Raw genomic sequence first — 22,137 nt, 5'->3', positions numbered from 1 at the left:
GTCAGCGCTCCTTGGACTTGCGGGCATTCGAGCCCGTCTTGCCGAGCACGTAGCGCAGCGCGTCGGCGAGCGACGCCTTGGTCGCGATGTCACCGAACTCGATGCCGAGGGCCACGATCGTCTGGGCGATCTGCGGCCGGATGCCGGAGATGATGCAGTCGGCGCCCATCAGGCGGGCGGCCACCACGGTCTTGAGGATGTGCTGGGCGACCTGGGTGTCGACGGCCGGCACGCCGGTGATGTCGATGATCGCGTACGGCGAGCCGGTGTCCACCAGCGTCTGCAGCAGCCGTTCCATGACCACCTGGGCCCGCGCCGAGTCGAGCGTGCCGACCAGCGGGACGGCGACCACGCCCTCCCAGAGCTTGACCACCGGGGTGGAGAGCTCGAGCAGCTGCTCGGCCTGGTCGGCGATCAGCCCTTCGCGTACGCGCACGTAGGTGTCGAAGGTGAACAGCGCCGCCTGGTCGACGAAACCCGAAAGGGCGACATAGTCCCGCAGGTTGCCGGCGTCGCCGCCGTCCATGACCCCGAGCAGCGCCTCCTTGAAGGAGAAGACGCTGACCGCCGTCTCGGTGGCGCTGAAGCCCTGCCGAGCCCGGCCGGTGGACAGCTCGCTGAGCTGGGCGCGCAGCTCGTCGGCCGGCTCCTGGTGCAGATCGGTGGCCCCGCCGGCGAACGCCGCCTGGAAGCCTTTACGCAGGTCGGAGGTCTGACGCTGCAGCTCCGTACGGCTCAGCCGGCCCCGCAGGCCCTCGGCGACCCGATCGGTCCACGTCCCGACCAGAGCGGCCTCGTTCTCTTCCAGCAGGACGGCGAAGCGACCTGCCTCTTCCGCGCTCAGCGCCACGCTGACTCCCCTACCTTCGTACGCAACCGCGCGGACTCTATCACCGGCGGGTTCAATAGTTGCTGTAAGCCAACTAAGCACCAAGGTCAGCCCCCCGTCCTGCCCTTCCGGGGTGACCTGGAGTACCGTTCAGCACATATCTGGAGGTCCTGAATGTCCCTGACGGTACAAACGGAACAGCGCGCCGACATGGTCGTCGTGTCGGTGGCGGGCGAGCTCGACATGGCCACCGCGCCCCAGCTGCAGGACCAGATCAGTGACCTGCTGGAGAAGGGGCGCACCCGGCTGGTCTTCGACCTGGCCGAGGTCTCGTTCTGCGACTCCACCGGCCTGTCGGTCTTCGTCCGGGCCAAGAACAGCACCGACGACGCCGGCGGCACCGTGCGCCTGGCCGCACCGCAGCGCGGGGTGCTGCGCATCCTCGAGGTCAGTGGCCTCGTCGAGGTGCTGCGCACCTATCCGACGGTCGACGAGGCGGTCGCCGCGCAAGAGCCGGCCCTCGACTGACTTTCTCCAGTTACCCCGATCGGCGTAGTTTGTCGCCGACCGGTGGTGGGAACCTGCTGCCGGACGACGGATCACCCCCTCGGCGTGCTGGAGTGTGCTCGTGAACAAGATGTTCCAAGGCTTCAAAGACTTCATCATGCGCGGCAACGTCGTCGACCTCGCGGTCGGCATCGTCATCGGCGCCGCGTTCACCACCGTGGTGACCGCGTTCACCAACGGCTTCATCAAGCCGCTCATCCAGCTGATGGGTGGCGGCAAGGGCATGAGCGCCGGCACCTGGAAGGTCCGCGGCGTCGCCTTCGACTACGCCACCTTCCTCAACGCGATCATCACCTTCCTGATCACCGCGGCCGTCCTCTACTTCCTGGTCGTCATGCCCCTCAACGTGCTGGCCGAGCGGCGCCGTCGCGGCGAGGAGCCGCCGCCGAAGGCGCCCAGCGAGGACATCGTGCTGCTCACCCAGATCCGCGACCTGCTCGCGCAGGGCGCCGGCGCGTCCGGTGCGCAGCGCGGCGCCGTGAACGACATCCTGAACCGGGACCAGGAGCCGCCGCGCTGACCGGTGCCTTGGGCACGCTGCGAAAAAGATCATCCAGACCCGGCGTGTCTCGAACAAATGTTCGATACAGTGCCGGGATGGAGCAGCGTAAGCACTGGTGGAACGGCAAATGGGGCCGCATCGCCCGCAAGGACGTATACCTGCGGGTGAGCGGCGACCAGTGGTATGTGGAGCAGCGCGCGGGCGGCGCCGACGGCGTCTCCCACTTCTTCGAGTACGAGAGCGAGGAAGCGGCCCTGGACACCGTCCGCGCCCTGCTGGCCGGCCCCGACGAGTGGCGCGAGCTCTCCATCCGCCCGCCGGCCCGCTGATCCAGCTCCCTATGCGGCCGGGCGATGCTCGTCGTGCTCCGCGGTCATCGGGCCGCGGGGCACCAGACGCAGCCCCGGCCGGAAGACCGGCTCTCCCTCGTCGTCATCGCCGAAGCGCGCCCGCCAGCCCGACCAGCCGCCGGTAGAGCGCAATCCCGGCGGAGCGGCAAAGCCGCCCGGAATCCGGGTGAGGGCCACGACCAGCAGATATCCTCCGATGACGAAGCCGTGGCTGACCAGCCGGGTGGAGTCGACCCGCCCGCCGGTCAGGTCGTTGACCGAGAGCAGCAGCAACATCCCGACGAAGGCCGTGAGCATCGGCACCAGCCCCGAGGGCCGGCTGCGACGCAGCGCGATGAAGAGATACCCGGCCCCGACGGCCACGTTCCAGGCCGCCGACTCGTGCCACAGATGTCCCGGCGTGGCATCCAGCCCCGGCGCGTGCACGTGGGTGCCGGCCACGCCCCCGCCGACCTGCCCCAGCCCCAGAATCAGCTGCACCGCGCCGACCGCCGCCAGCGCGACATAGAGCGCCGTGGCCCACGGGAACCGCTTCTTGGGCGCGACCGCCACCTGGGCGGGAATGGCAGCGAGAATACTGGCGCTGAGGTCGGGCGCGGCGCCCACACCCATGCGGGTCAACCGGTTGACCGTGGCCGCCTGGTCGAGCCACTCCCGGCAGCCGGCACACCCGGCCAGGTGCTCATCGACCGCCGGCCGGCCGGCCGGGTCATCCTCGCCGTCCAGCTGCGCAGACAGCATCTCGCGCCACCGCTCACAAGCCATGTACCCATAGTCGCGCGCCGCGCCCGCAAAGTTCCCCGGTGGTGCGCGAAGGGCGCGTCAGCGCATGCTGGGCCCGGGCAACTGCGGCCGCCCGGGCTGGGCGCCGCTGCCGCCCAGCAGGCGCTTTCGCTCCCGGAACGCTCGCAAGTTGGCCGTGTTTCCGCAGGTGGAGACGTCGTGCCAGACGCCGCTGTTGTTGCGGGACGTGTCGAAGAACGCGGCCCGGCAGTCGGTGTTGTGGCACAGCTTGAGCCGCGGCCACAGGCCCGCCTGCTGGGCCAGCAGCGCCTCGGCCCACAGCGCGGACGCCAGCCATCGGGTGCCGCGGCCGGTCGGGACCATCCGCACCCAGCCGTCGGCGTCGGGCACCAGGCTCACCGGCACGTCCGCGGGCGGCAGCGCGCCGTCGTGGCGGCCGTCGCCGGCGGCCAGGATCACGTTCTCGAAGGCGGTTCGCAGGCGGCGCAGCGAGCGCAGATCGGTCGAGGAGATCAGCAACGTGGGCGCCGGGAGGCCGGAGACCCGCGACCACGTGGCCAGCGACTCGGTCAGCCAGCGCTGCGCGTCATCGGGGTTGAGCAGAAGATCAGAGCCGTAGTGCATGGTCGCGCGGGTGTTCAGCAAATCCTGCACGAGCGCGAGCCCGGCGGGGGCTTCGCGTACACCGTGCCGGGCGCTGGCCATCCATGACATAGCCGAAGGGTACTTGACTCTTTTTCATGACCGCGTCCACCTCTCGTTCGAAGAGACCCGCGAGAAGCAGCCACGGTGGGTCACGATGCGGATGCGAAAAGATCTCATTCGCCATCTGCTGGTCATTGTGAGACGTTTTCGGCAATGATCCTCTGTGGGACAGGAGGAGCGCATGATGCGGAAGGCTCTGACGCTCGCGATCGCGGTCGCGGCGACACTCACGCTCGCGACGGGCTGCAACTCGGACGACGCCACCGATACCGGGGCGGCGCCGGCTCCGAGCGTACAGCCGACGTCGGTTGAACCCAGCGTGAGCGAATCGCCCTCCGCAAGCCCCACCGCCAGTCCCAGCACGAGCCCGACCGCGACGCCCACCCCGACCGCGAAGCCGCAGAAGCTCAAGGTCGGCGCGAAGGGTCCCGAGGTGCTCGCCCTCCAGCAGCGGCTCACCGACCTCGGCTACTGGAACGGCAAGGTCGACGGCAAGTTCGGCGGCACCACCCAGCAGGCGGTCTACGCGCTGCAGAAGGCGGCGGGCATCGGCCGCGACGGCACGGTCGGGCCCAAGACTCAGAAGGCGCTCGACGCAGGCGTGCGCCCGAAGGCCAAGTCGAAGGCCGGCAGCGGCTACCTCGTCGAGATCAACCTGACGAAGCAGCTGCTGATGTTCGTCAAGAACGGCGAGGTGGTGGCCACGCTCAACACCTCGACCGGCTCGAACCAGCACTACGACTACGAGGGTCAGACCTACCTCGCCGACACCCCGACCGGGCACTTCGTGATGGGCCGGCAGATCGACGGCGTGCGGCACGGACCGCTCGGCGACCTGTTCCGGCCGAAGTACTTCAACGGCGGCATCGCGGTGCACGGTTCGCCGAGCATCCCGCCCTACCCGGCCTCGCACGGCTGCGCCCGGGTGTCGAACGCGGCGATCAACTGGATCTGGTCGACGGCCAAGATGCCACTGAAGACCAAGGTCTGGGTCTACAACGCCTAACCGTCGATCCGGGTGATGTTGCGGATCTTGTTGGAGGCGTCCAGGGCCGCCACCTTGTACGCCTCCGACAGCGTCGGGTAGTTGAACACCGCGTCGACCAGGTAGTCGACCGTGCCGCCGCACCCCATCACGGCCTGCCCGATGTGGACGATCTCGGTGGCGCCGGTCCCGAAGACGTGCACGCCGAGCAGCTTGCCGTCGTCCGGAGCGACCAAGAGCTTCAGCATCCCGTACGAGTCCCCGACGATCTGACCCCGGGCAAGCTCGCGATACCGCGCGATGCCGACCTCGAACGGCGTCGACGAATCGGTCAGCTCGTCCTCGGTCTTCCCGACGAAGCTGATCTCGGGAATCGTGTAGATGCCGATCGGCTGGAGCGAGCCCATCTCGCGGACCGACTCGCCACAGGCGTGGTGCGCGGCCAGGCGGCCCTGCTCCATCGAGGTCGAGGCCAGCGCCGGGAAGCCGATCACGTCGCCGACAGCGTAGATGCTCTCCACCGCCGTGCGGTAGTTGAGGTCGACCTCGATGCGCCCGCGACGGTCCGCGACCAGGCCGGCCGCCTCCAACGAAAGGTCGTCGGTCTGCCCCTGCCGGCCGGCCGAGTACATGACCGTGTCGGCGACGATCTTCTTGCCGCTCTTGAGGATGCAGAGCGCGGCCGTCGCGTGCTTCTCGACGGCGGCCACCTCTTCGCCGAACCGGAACGTCACGCTCAGGTCGCGCAGGTGGTACTTCAGCGACTCGATGATCTCGTCGTCGCAGAAGTCGAGCATCTTCTCCCGCCGCTCGACCACGGTGACCTTGGTGCCGAGCGCCGCGAACATCGACGCGTACTCCATGCCGATCACGCCGGCGCCGACCACGACCATGCTGCGCGGGACGGTCTCGAGGTTGATCACACCGTCCGAGTCGACGATCGTGCGGTCGTCGAAGTCCACACTGTCCGGGCGGGCGGGCCGGGTGCCGGCCGCGATGATGATCTTGTCGGCCGTGACCTTGGTTTCCCGGCCGTCGCCGCCGTCCACCCAGAGCGCGTGCGCGTCGGCGAACCGGCCGGTGCCGGTGACCATCGCGACGTGGTTGCGGGCCAGCTGGTTGCGGATGACGTCGGTCTGCCGGCTGATCACGTGCTGCGTGCGGGCGGCCAGGTCGGAGACGGTGATCTCCTCCTTGACCCGGTAGCTCGACCCGTAGAGGTCGCGCTGGCTCAGGCCGGTCAGGTAGAGAACGGCCTCGCGCAACGTCTTCGACGGCACCGTGCCGGTGTTGATGCAGACGCCGCCGATCATGTCGCGACGATCGATGATCCCTACGCGACGGCCGAGCTTCGACGCCGCGATCGCGGCCTTCTGCCCGCTCGGCCCGGAGCCCAGCACCAACAGGTCGTAGTCATACACATCGCTTAGCGTCGCAGCCGACGGGCGCGCCGGTCTATGGCCGCCATCAGCTTTTTTCGCACTGTTAGCCGAAGATCACCGGCGGCTCGGACAGGTCGCGACCTGGCGGCGGCGCGGCGCGGGGACGGTGGCTGTCACCTCGGATGCCGGCGGCCACGCCGTCCCGTACAGCTCGGCACAGATCACGACGCTCAACCACGGCACCCACGGCCCGCTCAGCGTCAGCGGCGGGCGCCCACGCAGCTCGAGCGTCACCGACCACTCCCCGGGAACGGGCCGCACCCGGGTGATGAGCCAGAGTGGATATTCCTCGCCGAGACCGACGATCAGCCGCAGGTTCGTGATGACCGCGATCCGCCGATCGGTCCCGTCCACGGTGACGGGGAACCACCCGTACTGCTTCTCGGAAGGCCGCAGCGGGATGGTCGGCGCCACCCCCGCCGGATGGCCGCCCCGCCGGACGAACCCGGCCAGCATGTTCATGGCGCGGAACCCCGCGCTCAACTGTTCGACCCCGTATTCCACGGATCCGATAGTGACCGGCTTTCCCGGCGCTGACCAGCGGATTTCCCGGAACTGGCCGATCCGGCTAACCCTACCGATGTGGATTCCAAACACTTGCTTGACATCGCTCATCGACGGGCGCAATATTCCAAGCATGTCTTTGGAATCGGGCCGTGAGGCCGACGACCGGCGTGTCGTCGGCGACCCGCTGGCGCTGCGGGCGCTCGCCCATCCGCTGCGGCTCAAGCTGCACGCGCTGGTCGGCCGCGAGGGTTCGGTCACCGCGGCCGAGGCCGCCCGTCAGCTCGGCGTGAGCCAGGCGCTCGCCTCGCACCACCTGCGTCAGCTGGCCAAATACGGCTACGTCGAGCACGCCGACGCCGGCGACAACCGGGAGCGGCCGTGGCGGGTCACCCACACCTCCAACCGCTTCGAGCCCGGCGACTCGGCCGACGCGCAGGAGGCGGCCGAGGCCCTCGAGCGCGTCCTGATCGAGCGCAGCGCCGCCTTCCTCACCGACTGGCAGCAGCGCCGCGGCGAGGAGGATCCGGCCTGGACCGAGCACACCGGCATCTCGCAGAGCCTGGTCTACCTGACCCTCGACGAGATGGCCGAGCTGAGCCGCGCCTGGTCCGCGCTGATCGACCCGCTGGTCCGGCGGCGCCCGATCGGCGACCCGGCGAGCCGCCCGGCCGATGCCGTTCCGATCGACGTCACGCTGGTCGCCGTCCCGTTGCGGCCGACGGCCACGGGAGGCTGACATGCTCCGCAACCGCGACTACCGGCTGCTGCTCGCGGCGAACTTCGTCTCGTTCACCGGCGACTGGATCCTCAACGCCGGCCTGGCGTACCAGGTCTATGTGCTCACCGGGTCGACGATCGCGTCCGCCGCCATGGTCCTCGCGGCGCTGATTCCGCAGGTGGCGCTCGGCTCGTTCGCCGGCGTGCTGGCCGACCGGTGGGACCGCCGGCGCACGATGATCCTCTGCAACCTGCTGCTCGCCGGCACCCTGCTCCCGCTGCTGCTGGTCGACCAGCCCGGGCGCGCGCCGATCGTCTACGCGGTGGCCGCCGTGCAGAGCACGCTCGCGGTCTGCTTCGCGTCGGCCGAGGCCGCGCTGGTCCCGTCCCTGGTCGCGGAGCGCGAGCTGGTCACCGCGAACGCGCTGAACGGCCAGGCGCGCGACGTGGCGCGGCTGACCGGCGCGGCGCTGGGCGGGGTGCTGGCGGCCGCCGGCGGCATCCGGCTGATCACGCTGGCCGATGCGGCCACCTTCGCGGTGGCCGCCGCCCTGCTGGCGGCGATCAGGCATCGGGTGGTCCGGGCGGGCGCGACGGCGACGGCGACGCCGCATCTGCTCAAGGAATGGCGAGAGGGTACGCGGGTAGCTCTGTCCAGCCGCACGCTGCGGACCCTGCTCGGGTTCGCCCTGATCACCGGCGTCGGCGAGGCCATCATGATGACGCTGATGGCGCCGTTCGTCCGCGACGTGCTGCACGGCGGCAACCAGATCTTCGGCACGATCATGGCCGTCCAGGCGGTGGGCGGCCTGGCCGGCGGCATGGTCGCCACCCTGATCGGCCACCGCTTCCCGCCCCGCCTGCTGCTCGGCGGCGGCGCGGTCGTCTTCGGCCTGCTCGACCTCGCGCTGTTCCTCTACCCGCTGCTGCTCACCGCGATCTGGCCGGCCCTGGTCATCATGGTGCTGGTCGGCCTGCCCGGCGCGCTGACCGTGGCCGGCCTGGTCACCGTATTTCAGACGGCCACGTCGGACGCCCACCGCGGCCGGGTCTTCGGCGCGATCACCGCCCTGAAGGCGGCCGCCATGCTGGTCGGCATCGCTCTGGCCGGCGCCCTGCCCGCGCACGCCGGCATCGTCCCGGTGATCGCCATCCAGGGCGCCGGCTACCTGACGGCCGGCCTCCTGGCGCTGGCCCTGCTCCCGCGACCGGCCGCCTCAGCGACCCGGGCCGAGCCACTCCTCGAGCGCGCGGCCTAGGTCGCCATCCCCCTCGGCCCAGGCGATCACGCCGTCCGGCCGCAGGAGCATGGCGTCTGCGGCGGCCACGGTGATCGCGTCGGCCCGGCCGCCGGTGTCGAAGTCCTTCGCCCGCGGGTGCAGCAGCAGCCACCTCCCGGCGGTCGTGAGGTCCTCGAGCGGCGTCCCGTCGACGACCAGGGGCGGGGAGTGCGTGCCGGTCCGTTCGTTGGCGGTCGGATACGGCATCGGATAACGAGTCGTCACCCCCGAGATCAGCCGGCACAGATGCTGGTTGACCTCGGGCAGATCCATCAGCCCGGAGAACACCTCGCGCAGCGCGTCGACGTGTGGCCCCGGCGCGAGCAGCGCCGACTGGGCCCGGGTGTTCGCCAGCACGGCCGCACCCACCGGGTGCCGCTCGGCGGTGTAGGTGTCGAGCAGCGCCTCCGGGGCCTCGCCGCGCACGACCGACGCCAGCTTCCAGCCGAGGTTCATGGCGTCCATGAGCCCGAGATTGAGCCCCTGCCCACCGTTCGGCGAGTGGACGTGCGCCGCGTCGCCGGCCAGCAGCACGCGCCCGAGCCGGTAGGTGTCGGACTGCCGGGCCTGATCGGTGAAGCGCAGCCCGCCCCGGAAGTCCTCGATCGCCACGTCGACGCCGGTCACCCGCCGCACGCTGGCCCCGATCTCCGCGGCCGAGAGCGGCGCCGCCCGGTCCACTTCAGACGCGGAGAAGTCGAAGGTCGCGATGCTGTGCTCGTCATAGAGCAACGTCCCGCCCGGCAGCCGCCCCGGCGCCGGAAGCATCGACGGATCGCCGACCCGCGCGCGAGCCCGCCGTACGGTCATGAGGGGCGGTGTCCCGGAGAACTCAAACCCGGCCATCTTCCGTACGGCGCTGTGGCCGCCATCGCAACCGACCACCCACCCGGCGGTGAACCGCTGGTTTTCGCTGGTCACCACCACCTGGCCAAGTTCGCCGCGGACGCCGGTGACCGTCTGCCCGTAGCGCACCTCGACGCCGAGCCCCGCCAGATGCCGCCGCAGAATCCCCTCGAGCACGGCCTGCTCGACCAGCGCCCCACGCCGCCCCGGATCGGCCGCCGCCGGGTCAAGCTTGTGGATCCACGCGAAGTGCGACTTGGTCGTCCCGTGGTCCCGAGCGAGTTTCCGCAGGCCGCGCTCCTGCTCCCGATCCAGCGCCGCGCCCAGCCCGCGCCGCCGCAACGCCTCGGCCGCAAGCGGCCCGATCCCCCGCGCGCGCGGCGGCCTCGCCGGCCCGTTCCCGCGCCCGCCCGAGCCATCCGCGCCGCCCGCACTCACACCCCCGCCATCGCCCGCTCCCACTCCGCCCGCGGCGTCCACACACGCGCCGCCCGCGCCGCCCATGCTCGCGCCGCCCCCACCCGCCGCGCCCACCGCGCCGCCCACGCCCGCCGCGCCCGCCGCGCCGCCCACGCCATCCGCGCCGTCCGGTGCGTCGAGCCGCTCCAGCACGATCGGCCGCACCCCAGCGAGCGCCAGCTCAGCCGCGAGCAACAACCCCACCGGCCCCGCTCCCACCACCACAACATCAGCGTCCACCGTGCCACCCCGTTCCGGCCATCATGAGACGAGGCCGTCTCGTCTTGCCGGCCTACCATAACGAGACGAGACGGTCTCGTCTAGGGATGGCTAGAATGGCGGGCATGACCGGCATCCCGTCCCAGGCCAAGCGCCAGGCCATCGTCGAGGCCGCGATCGCGGCGTTCCTCCACTCGGGCTACGCGGTGAGCATCGACGAGATCGCCGCCACCGCCGGCGTGGGCAAGCAGACGGTCTATCGGCACTTCGGCGGCAAGGAGGCCCTCTTCCTCGCCGCCGTCGACGAGGCACGCCGCACGTCCGCCCTCAAGGCCCCGAAAGTCCTCGCCCCGACCGATGCCCCGGCCGACGAGCTGATCCGGGCGGGCGAGCGCATCCTCGGCGTCGCCCTGTCCCCCGCGGTCGCCGCCCTGCACCGGATCACCGTCGGCGAAATAGCCGCCCACCCCGGGCTCAACCGGCACTGGAACGACGGCCCCGCCTCGGTTCTCGACGACGAGGTCGCCGGCTACCTGCGCCGCTGCCACGACGCGGGCACTCTCGACGTGCCCGATCCCGAGCTGGCCGCGCGGCAGTTCGCCCTGCTGCTGGTCACCGAGGGGCGGCTGGCCACGTCCTGGGGAACCAGGCGCCTGACCAGGGATCAGAGCCGGGCGATCGCGACCCGGACGGCCGACCTGATCGTGCGCGCACATCGGGTCATCACCGCGGGATGAGGCGAGCCCGGCGCGGCGCACGGGACCCTTTCGGCACCTGCATCGCCCGAGGAGGCGAAACGATGGCTTTCGATACGTTCATGGTTTATGCCGGGGTCTATCCGAGCGTCGAGGACGCCGAGGCCGACTACGACCTGGTCAAGGAGCTGCATCGGGAGGCGCACCTGATCGACGCGTACGACGCGGCGGTCATCGAGCGCCGAGAAGGCGGGAAGACCAAGATTGTCAAGAAGCACGAGACGCCCACCCGGGTCGGCGGCGTGCTCGGCGGCGGGATCGGGCTCGCGACCGGCCTGGTCGTGGCGCTGTTCCCGTTCGCGGCGATCGGGGGCGGGCTGCTCGCGGCGACGACCGGTGGCGGGGCGATCCTCGGCGCGGTGGCCGGCCACGCGGCGTCCGGGATGAGCCGGCAAGACCTCAAGGAGCTCGGCGAGCGGCTCGACGAGGGCCAGGCGGCGCTGGTCGTGGTGGCGGCGTCGGACATCGGCGCGAAGGTCGAGCGGGCCATGAAGCACGCCCAGAAGGTCGAGGCCAAGCAGCTCAAGGCGGACACGGCCGAGATCGAGCAGGACGCGAAGGCCGCCGGCGCCCCCGCGTGAGGGACGCCGGCGGTTCCGTCACCGGCCGTATCGGCTCTTCAGGTGCCGCCAGAAGTCGCGCAGCATCCACTTGTCGAACTCGGTGATCTGCGTGGCGCTGCCGGCCTTCATGATGAAGCCTTGCCCGGGCAGCGGGTCCCAATCGTAGAAGTCATCCAACCCGTACGTATGTCCCATTTCATGCAGCAAAATGTGGATGTTTTCCGTGCTCAGATTGCTCATGAAGTACTCGGAGCCGATCCGCTGACCCCAGTCGCCACCGGCCCCGCCGCTGAAGCCCGCGGTGAGCCACAGCGAATGGTCGTAATGGTGGGAGGCGCCGCCCGGGCACCCCGAATAGTTCCCGTCCTGATGGAAGAACCGACCACAGGGCTCGCTGCACTGCGGCGCGTTTTCCCGGATGTTATTGACATAGACGTCGACCGAGCTGTCGGTCCATTCGAGCTGTGACCGATCGCGTACCGCCCAGCCGACGACCTTCACCGGCACCTGTTTGTACGGCCAGTTGTTCCAGCCGGCGCCGTTGTCGAGCATCTGGTCCATCCACTTCTGGTACTGCCGTTGCAGGGCGGCCGCCACGGCATCGCGCTGGGCGGCCGTCACGTGCGCGGTCGAGTCCCAGCGAACGCAGTAATTGATCGCCCCGGCGCCGGCGACCAGCTGGTCCCAGCCGTAGTTCCTGAACCCATAGAGATCGCTGTACGTCTGCTCCTCGTGCGACCAGACGGAGGCGAGCGGCCCGGCCAGGTTCGACGGCGGGTTCCAGGAATCCCCGGCCGGAGGCGTCGTGGGGAGAGTGGTCGGCGTGGCCGGGGTGGTCGGCGTGGTGCCACCGGTGCAGGCCGTGCCATTGATGGTGAAACCGGCCGGAGAAGGGTTCGACCCGCTCCAAGCGCCCGTGAACCCGATACTGACCGTGCCACCGGAGGCGACCGCCCCATTCCAGCTGACACTGGCCGCGGTCACCGCCTGACCCGATTGCGCCCAGGTGGCGTTCCAGCCCTGACTCACTTTCTGGGCGGAGTTGGGGAACGTGAACCCGAGCGTCCAGCCGTTCAGCGGGTCGCCCAGGTTGGAAATGGTGACGGAGGCCTGGAAGCCGCCCTGCCACTGGCTCGGGATCGTGTAGGCGACCCGGCACCCGACCGCGGCATAGGCCGGCTTCAGCACGCCCACGACCGAGAATGCGGCCAGCAGGCAGGCAAGCGCCCAAACGGCGCGACGTCTCATCGGAGGTCCTTTCTCGACGAGCCCTCGAGAGAATGAGACCGTGGCACCGTTCCGCAGACAGGCTACTTCCAGCATAAATAGACGTCAATGAATCACCGGCGCGGGGGATTCACGGGATGGCATGCCCGGGTTCCCCGCAGCGAGGCCCGCCGTCCGCCGAGGGCCTGTAGCGTCCGGTACGAGGTGATCATTTGTCCAAGACCATGCTGGCCGGACGTCGGCCGATGCCCGCGCACATCACCGTCTACGTCTTCGTCATCGTCCCGTTCGTGGCGCTGCTCGCGGCCGTCCCGCTCGCCTGGGGACACGGCCTGAGCGGGCTCGACCTGGCCCTCGCGGCCGGCTTCTACGTGCTGACCTGCCTCGGCACCACGGTCGGCTACCACCGCTACTTCACGCACGGCTCGTTCAAGGCCAAGCGCCCGCTCCGGCTGGCCCTGGCCGTCGCCGGGAGCATGGCCGTGCAGGGCCCGATCCTGCACTGGGTGGCCGACCACCGGCGGCACCACGCGTTCTCCGACAAGGAGGGCGACCCGCACTCGCCCTGGCTGTTCGGCACCTCGCCGGCCGCGCTCGCCCGCGGCTTCTGGCACGCCCACCTCGGCTGGATCCTCGACCGCGACCTGACCAACCAGGAACGGTTCGCTCCGGATCTGCTCGACGACCGCGACCTGCGCATCGTGCACCGGCTGTTCGGCCCGCTGACGATCGCGACGCTGGTCGCCCCGGCCCTGCTCGGCGGCCTGATCACCTGGTCCTGGGCGGGCGCGCTGACCGCGTTCTTCTGGGCCGGCCTGGTGCGCATCACGTTCCTGCACCACGTCACGTGGTCGGTCAACTCGGTCTGCCACATGATCGGCGAGCGGCCGTTCGCGGCCCGCGACAAGTCGGCGAACTTCTGGCCGCTGGCCATTCTGAGCATGGGCGAGGCCTGGCACAACCTGCACCACGCCGACCCGACGCAGGCCCGGCACGGTGTGCGGCCCGGCCAGATCGACATCTCGGCCCGGGTCATCTGGATCTTCGAGCGGCTCGGCTGGGCCCACGACGTGCGCTGGCCGACGCCGGAACGGCTGGCGAAGCTGACCAAGGCGGCATAATGGCCGGGTGCGAGAAGTGGTCGACGGCGTCTTCGAGCTCAGCCTCGGTTTCGTCAATGTGCATCTGGTCCTGACCGACGACGGTGTCGTGCTGGTCGACACCGGCCTGCCCCGGCGTTCGGCGCGCATCGAGAAGGCGCTGCACGAGATCAAGAAGCAGATCGGCGACGTACGCACGATCCTGCTCACGCATCATCATTTCGACCACACCGGCAACGTCGCCGATCTGCGCACCCGCTCGGGCGCCCGGGTCGTGGCCCATGCCGCCGACGCCACCATCATCAGCGGCGCCACTCGGGCCGAGCCGAAGCGGGCACTGGTCCGCCTGGTCGGCCGGTTCATGACCGCCGCGCCCACGAAGATCGACCAGGTGATCTCGGTCGACGAGTCCGAGCCGATCCCGGGCTTCACCGCCCTGCACACCCCCGGCCACACCCGCGGGCACGTCTCGTTCCTGCTCGACCGGGCCGGCGGCGTGCTGTTCGCGGGCGACGCGGCGGCCGGCAAGAAGGGCGAGGTCGGCAGCGCGCCACGGTCCGCCGCGGAAAACGTCGACGAGCTCGACCGCAGCGTGGTCAAGCTGGCGTCGCACGACTTCGAGAACGCCGTGTTCGGCCACGGCCAGGCGGTCAGCGGCCGGGCGGTCGAGCGGTTCCGCGCGTACGCGAGCACCCTCGGCGTTTGAGTTGTGTTCGGGAATCGGCTAACGGCAATGTGATGTGCCGGACATCGGCGCAGATCATCGTGACGGTATGCGAGTCGCTCTGGTCACGGAGTCCTTCCTGCCGGATGTCAACGGGGTCGCGCACTCGGTAGTGCGAGCGGCCGAACATCTGATGCGTCGCGGGCACCAGCCGATGGTGATCGCCCCGCAGCCGCCGCCGGCGCTGCGCGATGCCCGGGTCGACGTGCCCTACGAGGTGGTCCGGATCGCCTCACTGCCGATGCCCGGCTACCCGCAGGTCCGGCTGGGTCTGCCCACGCCCACGATGACCGGCGCGCTGAAGGCGCACGGCACCGATGTGGTGCACCTGGCCAGCCCGTTCTTCCTCGGCGCGTGGGGCGCGGCGGCGGCCAGGTCGCTGAGGCTGCCGGCGGTCGCCGTCTACCAGACCGATGTGGCCGCCTACGCCCGCGCCTACAAGGTCGGCATGACCGAGGGCGCCGCGTGGCGCTGGATCCGCACGGTGCACAACTCGGCCGCGCGCACGCTCGTGCCTTCCACCGAGTCGGGCGCGGCGCTCGGCGCGCACGGGGTGGAGCGCATCCACCTGTGGCGGCGCGGCGTCGACGACGTGCAGTTCCATCCCGGCCGGCGCAGCGACGGCCTGCGACGCGCGCTGGCGCCGAACGGCGAGGTGGTCGTCGGATTCGTGGGCCGCCTGGCGGTGGAGAAGCAGATCGACCTGCTCGAGGAGGTCAGCCGCCTGCCCGGCGTACGCCTGGTGATCGTCGGCGACGGCCCGGCCGGTCCCGCCCTGCGCAAGGCTCTCCCCCGCGCCCATTTCCTCGGCGTGCGGCGCGGCCTCCAGCTGGCGCGCATCTACGCGAGCCTCGACATCTTCGCGCACACCGGGCCGTACGAGACGTTCGGTCAGGCGGTGCAGGAGGCGATGGCCAGCGGGTTGCCGGTGGTGGCGCCGAACGCGGGCGGTCCGGTCGATCTCGTGCACCACGGGCGGTCCGGTTATCTGGTGCCGCCCTTCGAGGCAAAAGGCTTCACCGACGCCGTACGCGATCTGGCCGCCGATCCTTCGAAACGGGCCATGTTCGGCGCCGCCGGCCGGGTGGCGATCCAAGGCCGCAGCTGGTCGGCGGTTGGCGAGGAACTGATCGGGCACTATGAGGCCGTGTGCGGTAACTCGGTGATGGCGGTGGCCGCGTGAGGATCGTGCGGGTGGCGAATTTCGTGGCGCCCCGGTCGGGTGGCCTCAAGACGGCGTTGCGTCATCTCGGCACCGGCTACCGGGACGCCGGGCACGAGTCGATGATGGTCATTCCCGGGCCGGAGTTCGCCGACGAGCAGACGCCGCAGGGCCGGGTCATCACGCTGCCCGGGCCGCTGGTGCCCGGCGTCGGCGGCTACCGCGTGCTGCTCGAACGGCGTCGCCTCGCCACCATGCTGCGCACGCTGCGGCCGGACAGCATCGAGATCAGCGACCGCACCACCCTGCGCTGGCTGGGCCGATGGGCGCGCCGCGAGGGCGTGGCGTCGATGATGGTGTCGCACGAGAGCCTCGACGGCCTGCTGCGGCTGTTCGGCCCGGCGTCCGGCCGGCGCATCGGCGACGTGCTCAACCGTCGCACCGCCCAGGACCACGACCAGATCGTCTGCACCACCCAGTGGGCGGCCAACGAGTTCGAGCGGATCGGCATGCCGAACGTGGTGCGGGTGCCGCTCGGCGTCGACCTCGACCGTTTCTCGCCGTCCCGCCGCTCGCCCGAGATGCGCGCCCGCTGGGCCACGCCCGACGACGTGCTGCTGCTGCACTGCGGCCGGCTTTCGCCGGAGAAGAAACCCCGGCGTTCGCTCGCGGCCGTCGAGGGTCTTCGTCAGGCGGGCGTACGCGCGGTGCTCGTCGTCGCCGGGGCCGGGCCCCTGCGGCACACGCTGCAGGACGAGGCCGCCGAGCGAGGTCTGCCGGTGCGCTTCCTCGGGCACGTGAGCGATCCGGCCGAGCTGGCGACGCTGCAGGCCAGTGTGGACGTGGCGATCGCGCCCGGCCCGATCGAGACGTTCGGGCTCGCCGCGCTGGAGACGCTGGCCAGCGGCACGCCGGTGGTGGTGAGCTCGGAGAGCGCGCTGCCCGAGGTGATCGGCTCGGCCGGCCTGGCGGCGGCGGGCGAGGGCCCGGCCTACGCGCAGGCGGTCCGCCGGCTGCTGGCGGTCCCCGAGGACGAGCGGCGTGCCCGGGCTCGGGCCCAGGCCGAGAAGTTCCCGTGGTCGGCGTCGGTGGTCGGGTTCCTTGCCGCACACGAGGCCGCGGTCCGCATGCGCTGCACGATGTCGGTATGACATCCGAGCTGTGCTATCTGACCGCCACCGATCTCGCCGAGCGTCTCCGCCGCCGGGAGGTGTCCGCCCGCGAGGTGGTGGACGCATTCCTGGCCCGCATCGACACGGTCAATCCGCTGATCAACGCGATCGTCACGCTCGACCCGGCCGGCGCCCTCGACGCCGCGGTGGCCGCCGACGAACGGATCATGTACGAGGCGCCGGGTCCCCTGCACGGCCTGCCGATCGCGTTCAAGGACACCCACGAAACCAGGGGCATGCGTACGACGTACGGCTCACCGTTGCTTGCCTCTTTCATCCCCGACCACGACGCCTTGCACATCTCCCGCATCGAGGCCGCCGGCGCGATCCGCATCGGCAAGACCAACGTGCCCGAGTTCGGCGCCGGCTCCCACACGTTCAACCCGATCTTCGGCGTGACGCGGAACCCGTACGCGCGGGATCGCTCCGCCGGTGGCAGCAGTGGCGGCGCCGCGGCCGCCCTGGCCGCGGGCCTCCAGCCGATCGCGGACGGCGGCGACATGGGCGGCTCGCTGCGCAACCCCGCGTCTTTCTGCAACGTCGTCGGCTTCCGCCCGACCCCCGGCCGCGTCCCGTCGTTCCCCTCCGACGCACCCTGGGACACCCTGACCACGGCCGGCCCGATGGCCCGCACGGTCAGCGACGTGGCGTTGCTGCTCTCGGTGATGGCCGGGTACGACGCACGGTCACCGATAGCGCTGGAGACCCCCTTCACCGGCTTCGCGGACTCCCTTCCCACCGGCCTGCGGGTCGCGTGGTCGCCCACGCTCGGCGGCCTGCCCGTCGACCCGGCCGTGCTCGAGGTCCTCGCGCCCGCCGTCTCGGTGTTCGCCTCGCTCGGCTGCCAGGTGGAGGAGGCCGACCCCGACCTGTCCGAGGCCGAGCTCATCTTCCGCACGATCCGAGCCCACCAGTTCGATCTGGCCCTCGGCCCCGACTACGACGCCCACCCGTCGGCCTTCAAGGCGTCCCTGGCCTGGAACATCGAGGAGGGCCGCAAGCTGACCCGAGCCGACCTGGGCCGCGCCCAGCAGGCGTGGTCCCGCCTGTGGCAGGCGTCCCTGGCATTCTGGGACCGTTACGACGTCCTGCTGGCCCCCGTGAGCCAGGTCCCCCCGTTCCCCGCCGACTGGGAGTACCCGCACTCGGTGGCCGGCGTCCCCCAGGAGTCCTACCTGGACTGGATGCGCTCGGCCTACCACGTGACGCTGCTGGGCGCTCCCGCCCTCTCGGTTCCCGCCGGCTTCACCCCCACCGGTCTGCCGATCGGTTTGCAGATAGTCACCCGCCCCCGAACCGACCGCCTGACCCTCCAGGTGGGCGCCGCCTTCGAGGCCGCCACCCACCACGGCCGACACCGCCCATCCCTGCCGTGACCAGCCGAAACACGCGGTTGCCGACCGCCCGAGCAAATTCGCCGGACACCGCAGGTACTCTATGATCGCGGGCCGCTAGCTCAATGGCAGAGCTGAGGACTTTTAATCCTTAGGTTCGGGGTTCGAGTCCCCGGCGGCCCACCAAAACGCCTGGTCAGGGCCCATGTAGGCCGGTACGCATCCCACCCGATCTGCCCGGTACAGCAGCGAAGTACAGCAGTAAGGGTCGGCGTGGTCAGTGATCCAGAGACTCGCCGAGCTTCTTCAGGGCCGCACGTGTCGCGGCCGAGGACACCACCGTGTAGATCTCCATCGTGATCGCGAACTGGGCGTGCCGCAGGATCTGCATGGCGACTCTCGGGTGCACGTCGAGATCCGCCAGCAGTGAGGCGCAGGTGCGCCGGGCGTCGCGGACCGTGATGCGGGGTACCCCGGCGAGGTCACAGCGCCGATTCCAGAAGCGGTTGAAGTTCCGCGGCTCGATCGGGGTGCCATAGCGGGTGGTAATGACGAAGCCGTTCTCCTGCCAGGCTTGGCCGGCGGCCTCACGCAGAGTCTGCTGAATCGCCTGCCGCTGGTGGAGCGCGACGGCGCAGACGTCAGGGAGAGGGAGTGTGCCCTCGGACTGTTCGGTTTTCGTTTCCCGGTGCAGCAATTGGTTGCCGATGCGTTGCAACTGAAGGTTGATGGTGAGTTCATATGCCGTCAGGTCGACATCGGGCCAGGTGAGGCCGAGCATTTCGCCCTTGCGCAGGCCGTGGACCAAGATGAGAACGTACGCGGCGTAGAGCGGATCGTCGTCGTCCCGGGCCGATTCGAGGAAGCGCCGTGCTTCGTCGCTCGACCAGGCTCGCCGCTTCTTCTTCCGGGCCGTGGGGACCTTGACACGTTTGGCGATGTTCACAGGAATATGGCCGTCGGTGATGGCTTGGGTCAGTAGGGTGCGCAGGACTCGCCGGATGTGGGCAACGGTATTGACCGACGGAAGGTCTTGGCAGCAGTGGCCGACGGCGCAGCAGCGGCGTTTCGGCGGTGGCCGCCGGAGGTCCTTTCCTTGGGCGCAGCATTGGCAGCGCCGCCGCAGCGCGTTGAGCCAGGTCTGGGTTTCGTTGACGCGTAGCCGATCGAGGCGGCGGGCGCCGATGCCGGGGATGATGTAAAGCCGGGCGAGGGTTTCGTAGGTGACGTAAGTGTCGGGCGCGAGGTTCGGCTTCACGATCTCGCGGAGCCAATAGGTCGCATAGGCGGCCACGGTCAGACCTCGCGTGGCCATGGGGCCGGCCTTCGCTTGCTGATGCAGCTTGAGCCACTTCTCGTGGACGTCCTCGCGCCGTTGCCCGTACACGTACTTCCGGGTTCGAGTGCCATCGGGCTTTTCCACCCACACGTAGGCGGCGAAGCCGTTGCGGTAGGGATAGATGGAGCCTTCCCCGTTGGCGCGGGCGCGGCCAGGTATCAGGCCGCGTCCTGCCGCTCGATCAGGTCGTGGATGTATTCATCGACCCATTCCGGCAGGATGCGGCGATGCTGCCGTCCTTCACTGAGCGCAGTTCGCCGGTGGCAATTTTCATTTTGACTTTCGACAGGCCATGTCCCAGGAGCGCCGCCACCTCAGCTGGGGAGTACCAGCGCGGTTGGATGACGCGTCCCGGTCGCGGGCCCGACGGCTTCCTGCGCCTGCAACGCACCATCTGGCGCCGCACCGAAGGCTTCCCGCACCTGTGGGACGGCCAGCAAGCCGACCTCGTCGGCAATCGGTCCCGACAACGCGGGCTCCATCGCCGTCGCGTCACGGTTTAGGTATGGCGTATGAAGGTCGGATACGCGACCACGTCTTCACTAACGGCGGCTGGCGAGACTCCCTTTTCTACGCAGTCTTGGCCGATGAATGGCAGAGCGAACAGAACTAAAGCGTTAACTATTGCCGCGGCTTGACAGGAGAGGTGTCGATCACCCGGTCTCACGGCCATGCTGGGGCGCAGCGCTCTGGAACGCGGAGACCGAGTTCCCCTCGCGGACCCTCCGCAACGAGTGATCAAGCGCCGTTGCCTGTTCTTGATCAAGCTGGTCGGCCACGAGCGCACCGAAGTCGCTCGCGATGTCCGGCAGAGTGGTTCGCAGGACTTGCTCGTCATGGCTGCGCATCAACAATCACTCTCCGCTGGACGGCTCCGCTCGCAATGAGTCTGGCGCGGCAGCCATCCGATCGTCCAGCATCTCCACACGGGCGTTCAAAGAGCAGGTTCAGCGACGTAGATCCCGATTTCTGTGAGAAGTTTCTGTACGGGTTCAAGAGGCGACCCGCGAACGGGCCGCCCGCGCCGCCTAGCAGGGCCGGGCCGGGCCCACCGCCGGAAGCCTAAACCTGCGGCCCGGCGCCGGCGGTTCCAGCCCGGCGGCAGGCGCGACGAGCACAACAAAGCCTCGGACCGCCTCTAGTTGCAAAAGACCGATCCGGGGCTTCAGGCGTTCCGAAGTTGGGAAGAACGCTCACGATCACGCCTGCAGCTTCTTGATCGCGACCAGGACCTGCTTGACCTGGTACGGCTTCGCCTTGCCGCTCCTGTTCTTGGATGTTGAGACGACAGACAAAAACAAGTCCACGAACCGGACGTTGTTGGCGTTCCGGCGCATGTCCGGCAGGAACCTTGCCGTCTAATCAGGCCGCGTCACGAGGCCCGTGCCTGCGACTATAGTCACACGACCACTCTCGACCCGACCGTCACTCGCGTCGCGGCCAGGGTGGAGGCCTCGCTTCACCTCCGGGCCGCCGGTTGGTGGGGGGCTGCGCCGACGGTTCGGACCGCGGTCATCAGCAGGCGCCAGAAGGTGGGCACGTCCAGGGCTACCGCTACGTCGGCGTTTGGCGCTCGGCCCGTGCGGCGATGCAGGTCTACGACGGTGGCGCCTCGGGTGTGTGTGCCGCCCAGCTCTACCGCTACCGGGGAGGCGATCGTGCGGAGGATCGCCGGGTCGATTACGGCGGCCACGGCTATCGGGTCGTGTACCGGTGGGTGCTCGAAGCCGAACTCGCGTCGGTAGGTGCCGGCGAAGAAGGTCATCAGCTCGGCGCAGATGGCGCCCAGGCGGGTGCCCATGCTCTGGAACTCGGCGATGATCTCGGTGGTCGCCAGGGCGCGGTGGGTGACGTTCAGGCCGATCATGGTGGTGGGCAGGCCCGAGCGCAGGACGATATCGGCGGCCTCGGGGTCGGTGACGATATTGAATTCGCCGTACGGGGTGGAGTTGCCCCGCTCGGTGGAACCGCCCATGAAGACCAGCTGCCGCACTCGGGGCAGCACCTCGGGATGACAGCGCAGCAGCAGGGCGACGTTGGTGAGCGGTCCGGTGGCGATCAGCGTGACCGGCTCGGGCGAGCCGACGATCAGCCGGCGCATCAGCTCGACCGCGTGCACGTTGACGACCTGGGCGACCGGCACGTCGAGCTGGGGACCGTCGAGGCCGGACGAGCCGTGGATGTCCTCGGCGACGATCAGCTGGCCCACCAGCGGACGATCGCAGCCGGCCGCCACCGGGAGCTCGTCACCGACGCCGGCCAGCGCGAGGATCTTCAGTGCGTTACGGGTCGTCTTGTCGAGCGTCTGATTGCCGGCGACGGTGGTGACCCCGAGGAGCCGCACCCGCGGGTCGCCCACGGCCAGCAGCAGGGCCAGCGCATCGTCATGCCCCGGATCGCAATCCAGGATCACCGGCACCGCTTGTCGAGCGTCTCGCGAAGAGTCCGTCATCCCCACGACGATAGGCCTGTTAAACGACGAAAGGCCCACCCCGATGGGGTGGGCCTTTCGTTACGTTGAGTCCGGCGGCGTCCTACTCTCCCACACCCTCCCGAGTGCAGTACCATCGGCGCTGGAGGGCTTAGCTTCCGGGTTCGGAATGAGACCG

The 22,137-nt window shown here is 69.9% G+C and carries 22 protein-coding genes, 1 tRNA gene, 1 rRNA gene and 1 pseudogene; 14 read left to right on the top strand and 11 right to left on the bottom strand.

Going from position 1 to position 22,137, the window contains the following annotated elements; genetic code table 11:
- Nucleotide 1: 1 nt before the first annotated feature.
- Nucleotides 2-850: an STAS domain-containing protein gene (locus tag ACZ6TB_RS34040; RefSeq protein WP_465561547.1), complete on the bottom strand. Its 849-nt coding sequence runs from the start codon at nucleotides 848-850 to the stop codon at nucleotides 2-4.
- Between the two features lie 153 nt (nucleotides 851-1,003).
- Here ACZ6TB_RS34040 and ACZ6TB_RS34035 point away from each other — a divergent pair, with 153 nt between their 5' ends.
- The 3 genes from ACZ6TB_RS34035 to ACZ6TB_RS34025 all read left to right on the top strand — a co-directional run bounded on the left by ACZ6TB_RS34035 (nucleotide 1,004) and on the right by ACZ6TB_RS34025 (nucleotide 2,227).
- On the top strand, nucleotides 1,004-1,357 hold the full coding sequence (locus tag ACZ6TB_RS34035; RefSeq protein WP_203785178.1) for an STAS domain-containing protein: 354 nt from the start codon (nucleotides 1,004-1,006) through the stop codon (nucleotides 1,355-1,357).
- Nucleotides 1,358-1,466: 109 nt separating this feature from the next.
- Nucleotides 1,467-1,916 (top strand): large conductance mechanosensitive channel protein MscL, encoded by a 450-nt coding sequence (gene mscL / locus ACZ6TB_RS34030; RefSeq protein ID WP_465561942.1) that lies wholly within the window; start codon nucleotides 1,467-1,469, stop codon nucleotides 1,914-1,916.
- A gap of 77 nt (nucleotides 1,917-1,993) precedes the next feature.
- Nucleotides 1,994-2,227, top strand: coding sequence for a hypothetical protein (locus ACZ6TB_RS34025; protein WP_465561545.1), 234 nt, complete (start codon nucleotides 1,994-1,996; stop codon nucleotides 2,225-2,227).
- A 9-nt stretch (nucleotides 2,228-2,236) separates the two neighbouring features.
- On the opposite strand, the gene ACZ6TB_RS34020 is transcribed toward ACZ6TB_RS34025, so the two are convergent.
- Nucleotides 2,237-3,013, bottom strand: coding sequence for a zf-HC2 domain-containing protein (locus tag ACZ6TB_RS34020; RefSeq protein ID WP_465561544.1), 777 nt, complete (start codon nucleotides 3,011-3,013; stop codon nucleotides 2,237-2,239).
- Nucleotides 3,014-3,070: 57 nt separating this feature from the next.
- Complete coding sequence (locus ACZ6TB_RS34015; RefSeq protein WP_465561542.1) at nucleotides 3,071-3,706, bottom strand: CGNR zinc finger domain-containing protein; 636 nt, start codon at nucleotides 3,704-3,706, stop codon at nucleotides 3,071-3,073.
- A 175-nt stretch (nucleotides 3,707-3,881) separates the two neighbouring features.
- Between ACZ6TB_RS34015 and ACZ6TB_RS34010 the strand changes: the two genes are divergently transcribed.
- Nucleotides 3,882-4,703 (top strand): L,D-transpeptidase family protein, encoded by an 822-nt coding sequence (locus ACZ6TB_RS34010; RefSeq protein WP_465561540.1) that lies wholly within the window; start codon nucleotides 3,882-3,884, stop codon nucleotides 4,701-4,703.
- Here the strand turns inward: ACZ6TB_RS34010 and sthA are convergent.
- Together sthA and ACZ6TB_RS34000 are read right to left on the bottom strand one after the other, a co-directional pair.
- Nucleotides 4,700-6,103 carry a Si-specific NAD(P)(+) transhydrogenase gene (gene sthA / locus ACZ6TB_RS34005; RefSeq protein ID WP_465561539.1) on the bottom strand — a complete coding sequence of 468 codons (1,404 nt, stop codon included), beginning with the start codon at nucleotides 6,101-6,103 and terminating at the stop codon, nucleotides 4,700-4,702. The two genes, ACZ6TB_RS34010 and sthA, sit on opposite strands and share 4 nt — an antisense overlap.
- 75 nt (nucleotides 6,104-6,178) lie before the next feature.
- Nucleotides 6,179-6,628 carry a hypothetical protein gene (locus ACZ6TB_RS34000; RefSeq protein WP_465561537.1) on the bottom strand — a complete coding sequence of 150 codons (450 nt, stop codon included), beginning with the start codon at nucleotides 6,626-6,628 and terminating at the stop codon, nucleotides 6,179-6,181.
- Between the two features lie 133 nt (nucleotides 6,629-6,761).
- Between ACZ6TB_RS34000 and ACZ6TB_RS33995 the strand changes: the two genes are divergently transcribed.
- Both ACZ6TB_RS33995 and ACZ6TB_RS33990 read left to right on the top strand, forming a co-directional pair.
- The gene (locus ACZ6TB_RS33995) at nucleotides 6,762-7,367 is read left to right on the top strand and encodes a winged helix-turn-helix domain-containing protein (protein ID WP_465561535.1); all 606 of its coding nucleotides are present in this window, start codon (nucleotides 6,762-6,764) and stop codon (nucleotides 7,365-7,367) included.
- Nucleotide 7,368: 1 nt separating this feature from the next.
- Nucleotides 7,369-8,607, top strand: a complete 1,239-nt coding sequence (locus tag ACZ6TB_RS33990) for an MFS transporter (RefSeq protein ID WP_465561534.1) — start codon at nucleotides 7,369-7,371, stop codon at nucleotides 8,605-8,607.
- Here the strand turns inward: ACZ6TB_RS33990 and ACZ6TB_RS33985 are convergent.
- Complete coding sequence (locus ACZ6TB_RS33985) at nucleotides 8,566-10,173, bottom strand: FAD-dependent monooxygenase (protein ID WP_465561532.1); 1,608 nt, start codon at nucleotides 10,171-10,173, stop codon at nucleotides 8,566-8,568. The two genes, ACZ6TB_RS33990 and ACZ6TB_RS33985, sit on opposite strands and share 42 nt — an antisense overlap.
- A gap of 104 nt (nucleotides 10,174-10,277) precedes the next feature.
- On the opposite strand from ACZ6TB_RS33985, the gene ACZ6TB_RS33980 reads away from it, so the two are divergent.
- Both ACZ6TB_RS33980 and ACZ6TB_RS33975 read left to right on the top strand, forming a co-directional pair.
- Nucleotides 10,278-10,889 (top strand): TetR/AcrR family transcriptional regulator, encoded by a 612-nt coding sequence (locus tag ACZ6TB_RS33980; protein WP_465561531.1) that lies wholly within the window; start codon nucleotides 10,278-10,280, stop codon nucleotides 10,887-10,889.
- A 62-nt stretch (nucleotides 10,890-10,951) separates the two neighbouring features.
- Nucleotides 10,952-11,488, top strand: a complete 537-nt coding sequence (locus ACZ6TB_RS33975; RefSeq protein ID WP_465561529.1) for a DUF1269 domain-containing protein — start codon at nucleotides 10,952-10,954, stop codon at nucleotides 11,486-11,488.
- 18 nt (nucleotides 11,489-11,506) lie between these two features.
- Here the strand turns inward: ACZ6TB_RS33975 and ACZ6TB_RS33970 are convergent, their stop codons facing one another.
- Nucleotides 11,507-12,664 carry a cellulose-binding domain-containing protein gene (locus ACZ6TB_RS33970; RefSeq protein WP_465561527.1) on the bottom strand — a complete coding sequence of 386 codons (1,158 nt, stop codon included), beginning with the start codon at nucleotides 12,662-12,664 and terminating at the stop codon, nucleotides 11,507-11,509.
- 257 nt (nucleotides 12,665-12,921) lie between these two features.
- Here ACZ6TB_RS33970 and ACZ6TB_RS33965 point away from each other — a divergent pair, with 257 nt between their 5' ends.
- The 6 genes from ACZ6TB_RS33965 to ACZ6TB_RS33940 all read left to right on the top strand — a co-directional run bounded on the left by ACZ6TB_RS33965 (nucleotide 12,922) and on the right by ACZ6TB_RS33940 (nucleotide 18,375).
- Nucleotides 12,922-13,818, top strand: coding sequence for an acyl-CoA desaturase (locus ACZ6TB_RS33965; RefSeq protein WP_465561940.1), 897 nt, complete (start codon nucleotides 12,922-12,924; stop codon nucleotides 13,816-13,818).
- A gap of 7 nt (nucleotides 13,819-13,825) precedes the next feature.
- Nucleotides 13,826-14,503 carry an MBL fold metallo-hydrolase gene (locus ACZ6TB_RS33960; RefSeq protein ID WP_465561525.1) on the top strand — a complete coding sequence of 226 codons (678 nt, stop codon included), beginning with the start codon at nucleotides 13,826-13,828 and terminating at the stop codon, nucleotides 14,501-14,503.
- Between the two features lie 67 nt (nucleotides 14,504-14,570).
- Nucleotides 14,571-15,704 (top strand): glycosyltransferase family 4 protein, encoded by a 1,134-nt coding sequence (locus tag ACZ6TB_RS33955; protein WP_465561523.1) that lies wholly within the window; start codon nucleotides 14,571-14,573, stop codon nucleotides 15,702-15,704.
- On the top strand, nucleotides 15,701-16,834 hold the full coding sequence (locus ACZ6TB_RS33950) for a glycosyltransferase (RefSeq protein WP_465561522.1): 1,134 nt from the start codon (nucleotides 15,701-15,703) through the stop codon (nucleotides 16,832-16,834). Before ACZ6TB_RS33955 ends, ACZ6TB_RS33950 begins: the two co-directional genes overlap by 4 nt.
- A complete protein-coding gene (locus ACZ6TB_RS33945; RefSeq protein ID WP_465561520.1) occupies nucleotides 16,831-18,231 on the top strand; it encodes an amidase in 1,401 nt (466 codons plus the stop codon). Before ACZ6TB_RS33950 ends, ACZ6TB_RS33945 begins: the two co-directional genes overlap by 4 nt.
- Nucleotides 18,232-18,300: 69 nt before the next feature.
- Nucleotides 18,301-18,375 (top strand) — tRNA-Lys (locus tag ACZ6TB_RS33940).
- A gap of 91 nt (nucleotides 18,376-18,466) precedes the next feature.
- Here ACZ6TB_RS33940 and ACZ6TB_RS33935 read toward each other — a convergent pair.
- The 4 genes and pseudogenes from ACZ6TB_RS33935 to rrf all read right to left on the bottom strand — a co-directional run.
- Nucleotides 18,467-19,687, bottom strand: coding sequence for a site-specific integrase (locus ACZ6TB_RS33935; protein WP_465561938.1), 1,221 nt, complete (start codon nucleotides 19,685-19,687; stop codon nucleotides 18,467-18,469).
- Nucleotides 19,687-19,922 (bottom strand): annotated as a pseudogene (locus ACZ6TB_RS33930) (excisionase family DNA-binding protein). Before ACZ6TB_RS33930 ends, ACZ6TB_RS33935 begins: the two are co-directional and overlap by 1 nt.
- A gap of 1,065 nt (nucleotides 19,923-20,987) precedes the next feature.
- Nucleotides 20,988-21,980 carry a nucleoside hydrolase gene (locus ACZ6TB_RS33925; RefSeq protein ID WP_465561518.1) on the bottom strand — a complete coding sequence of 331 codons (993 nt, stop codon included), beginning with the start codon at nucleotides 21,978-21,980 and terminating at the stop codon, nucleotides 20,988-20,990.
- Between the two features lie 69 nt (nucleotides 21,981-22,049).
- Nucleotides 22,050-22,137: ribosomal RNA gene (gene rrf / locus ACZ6TB_RS33920) — 5S ribosomal RNA — on the bottom strand; the annotation flags it as partial.

The organism is Actinoplanes sp. NPDC051537 (assembly GCF_055586105.1).
Note: the sequence above shows the minus strand (reverse complement) of the source record. Positions and strands in the feature narration are given on the sequence as shown.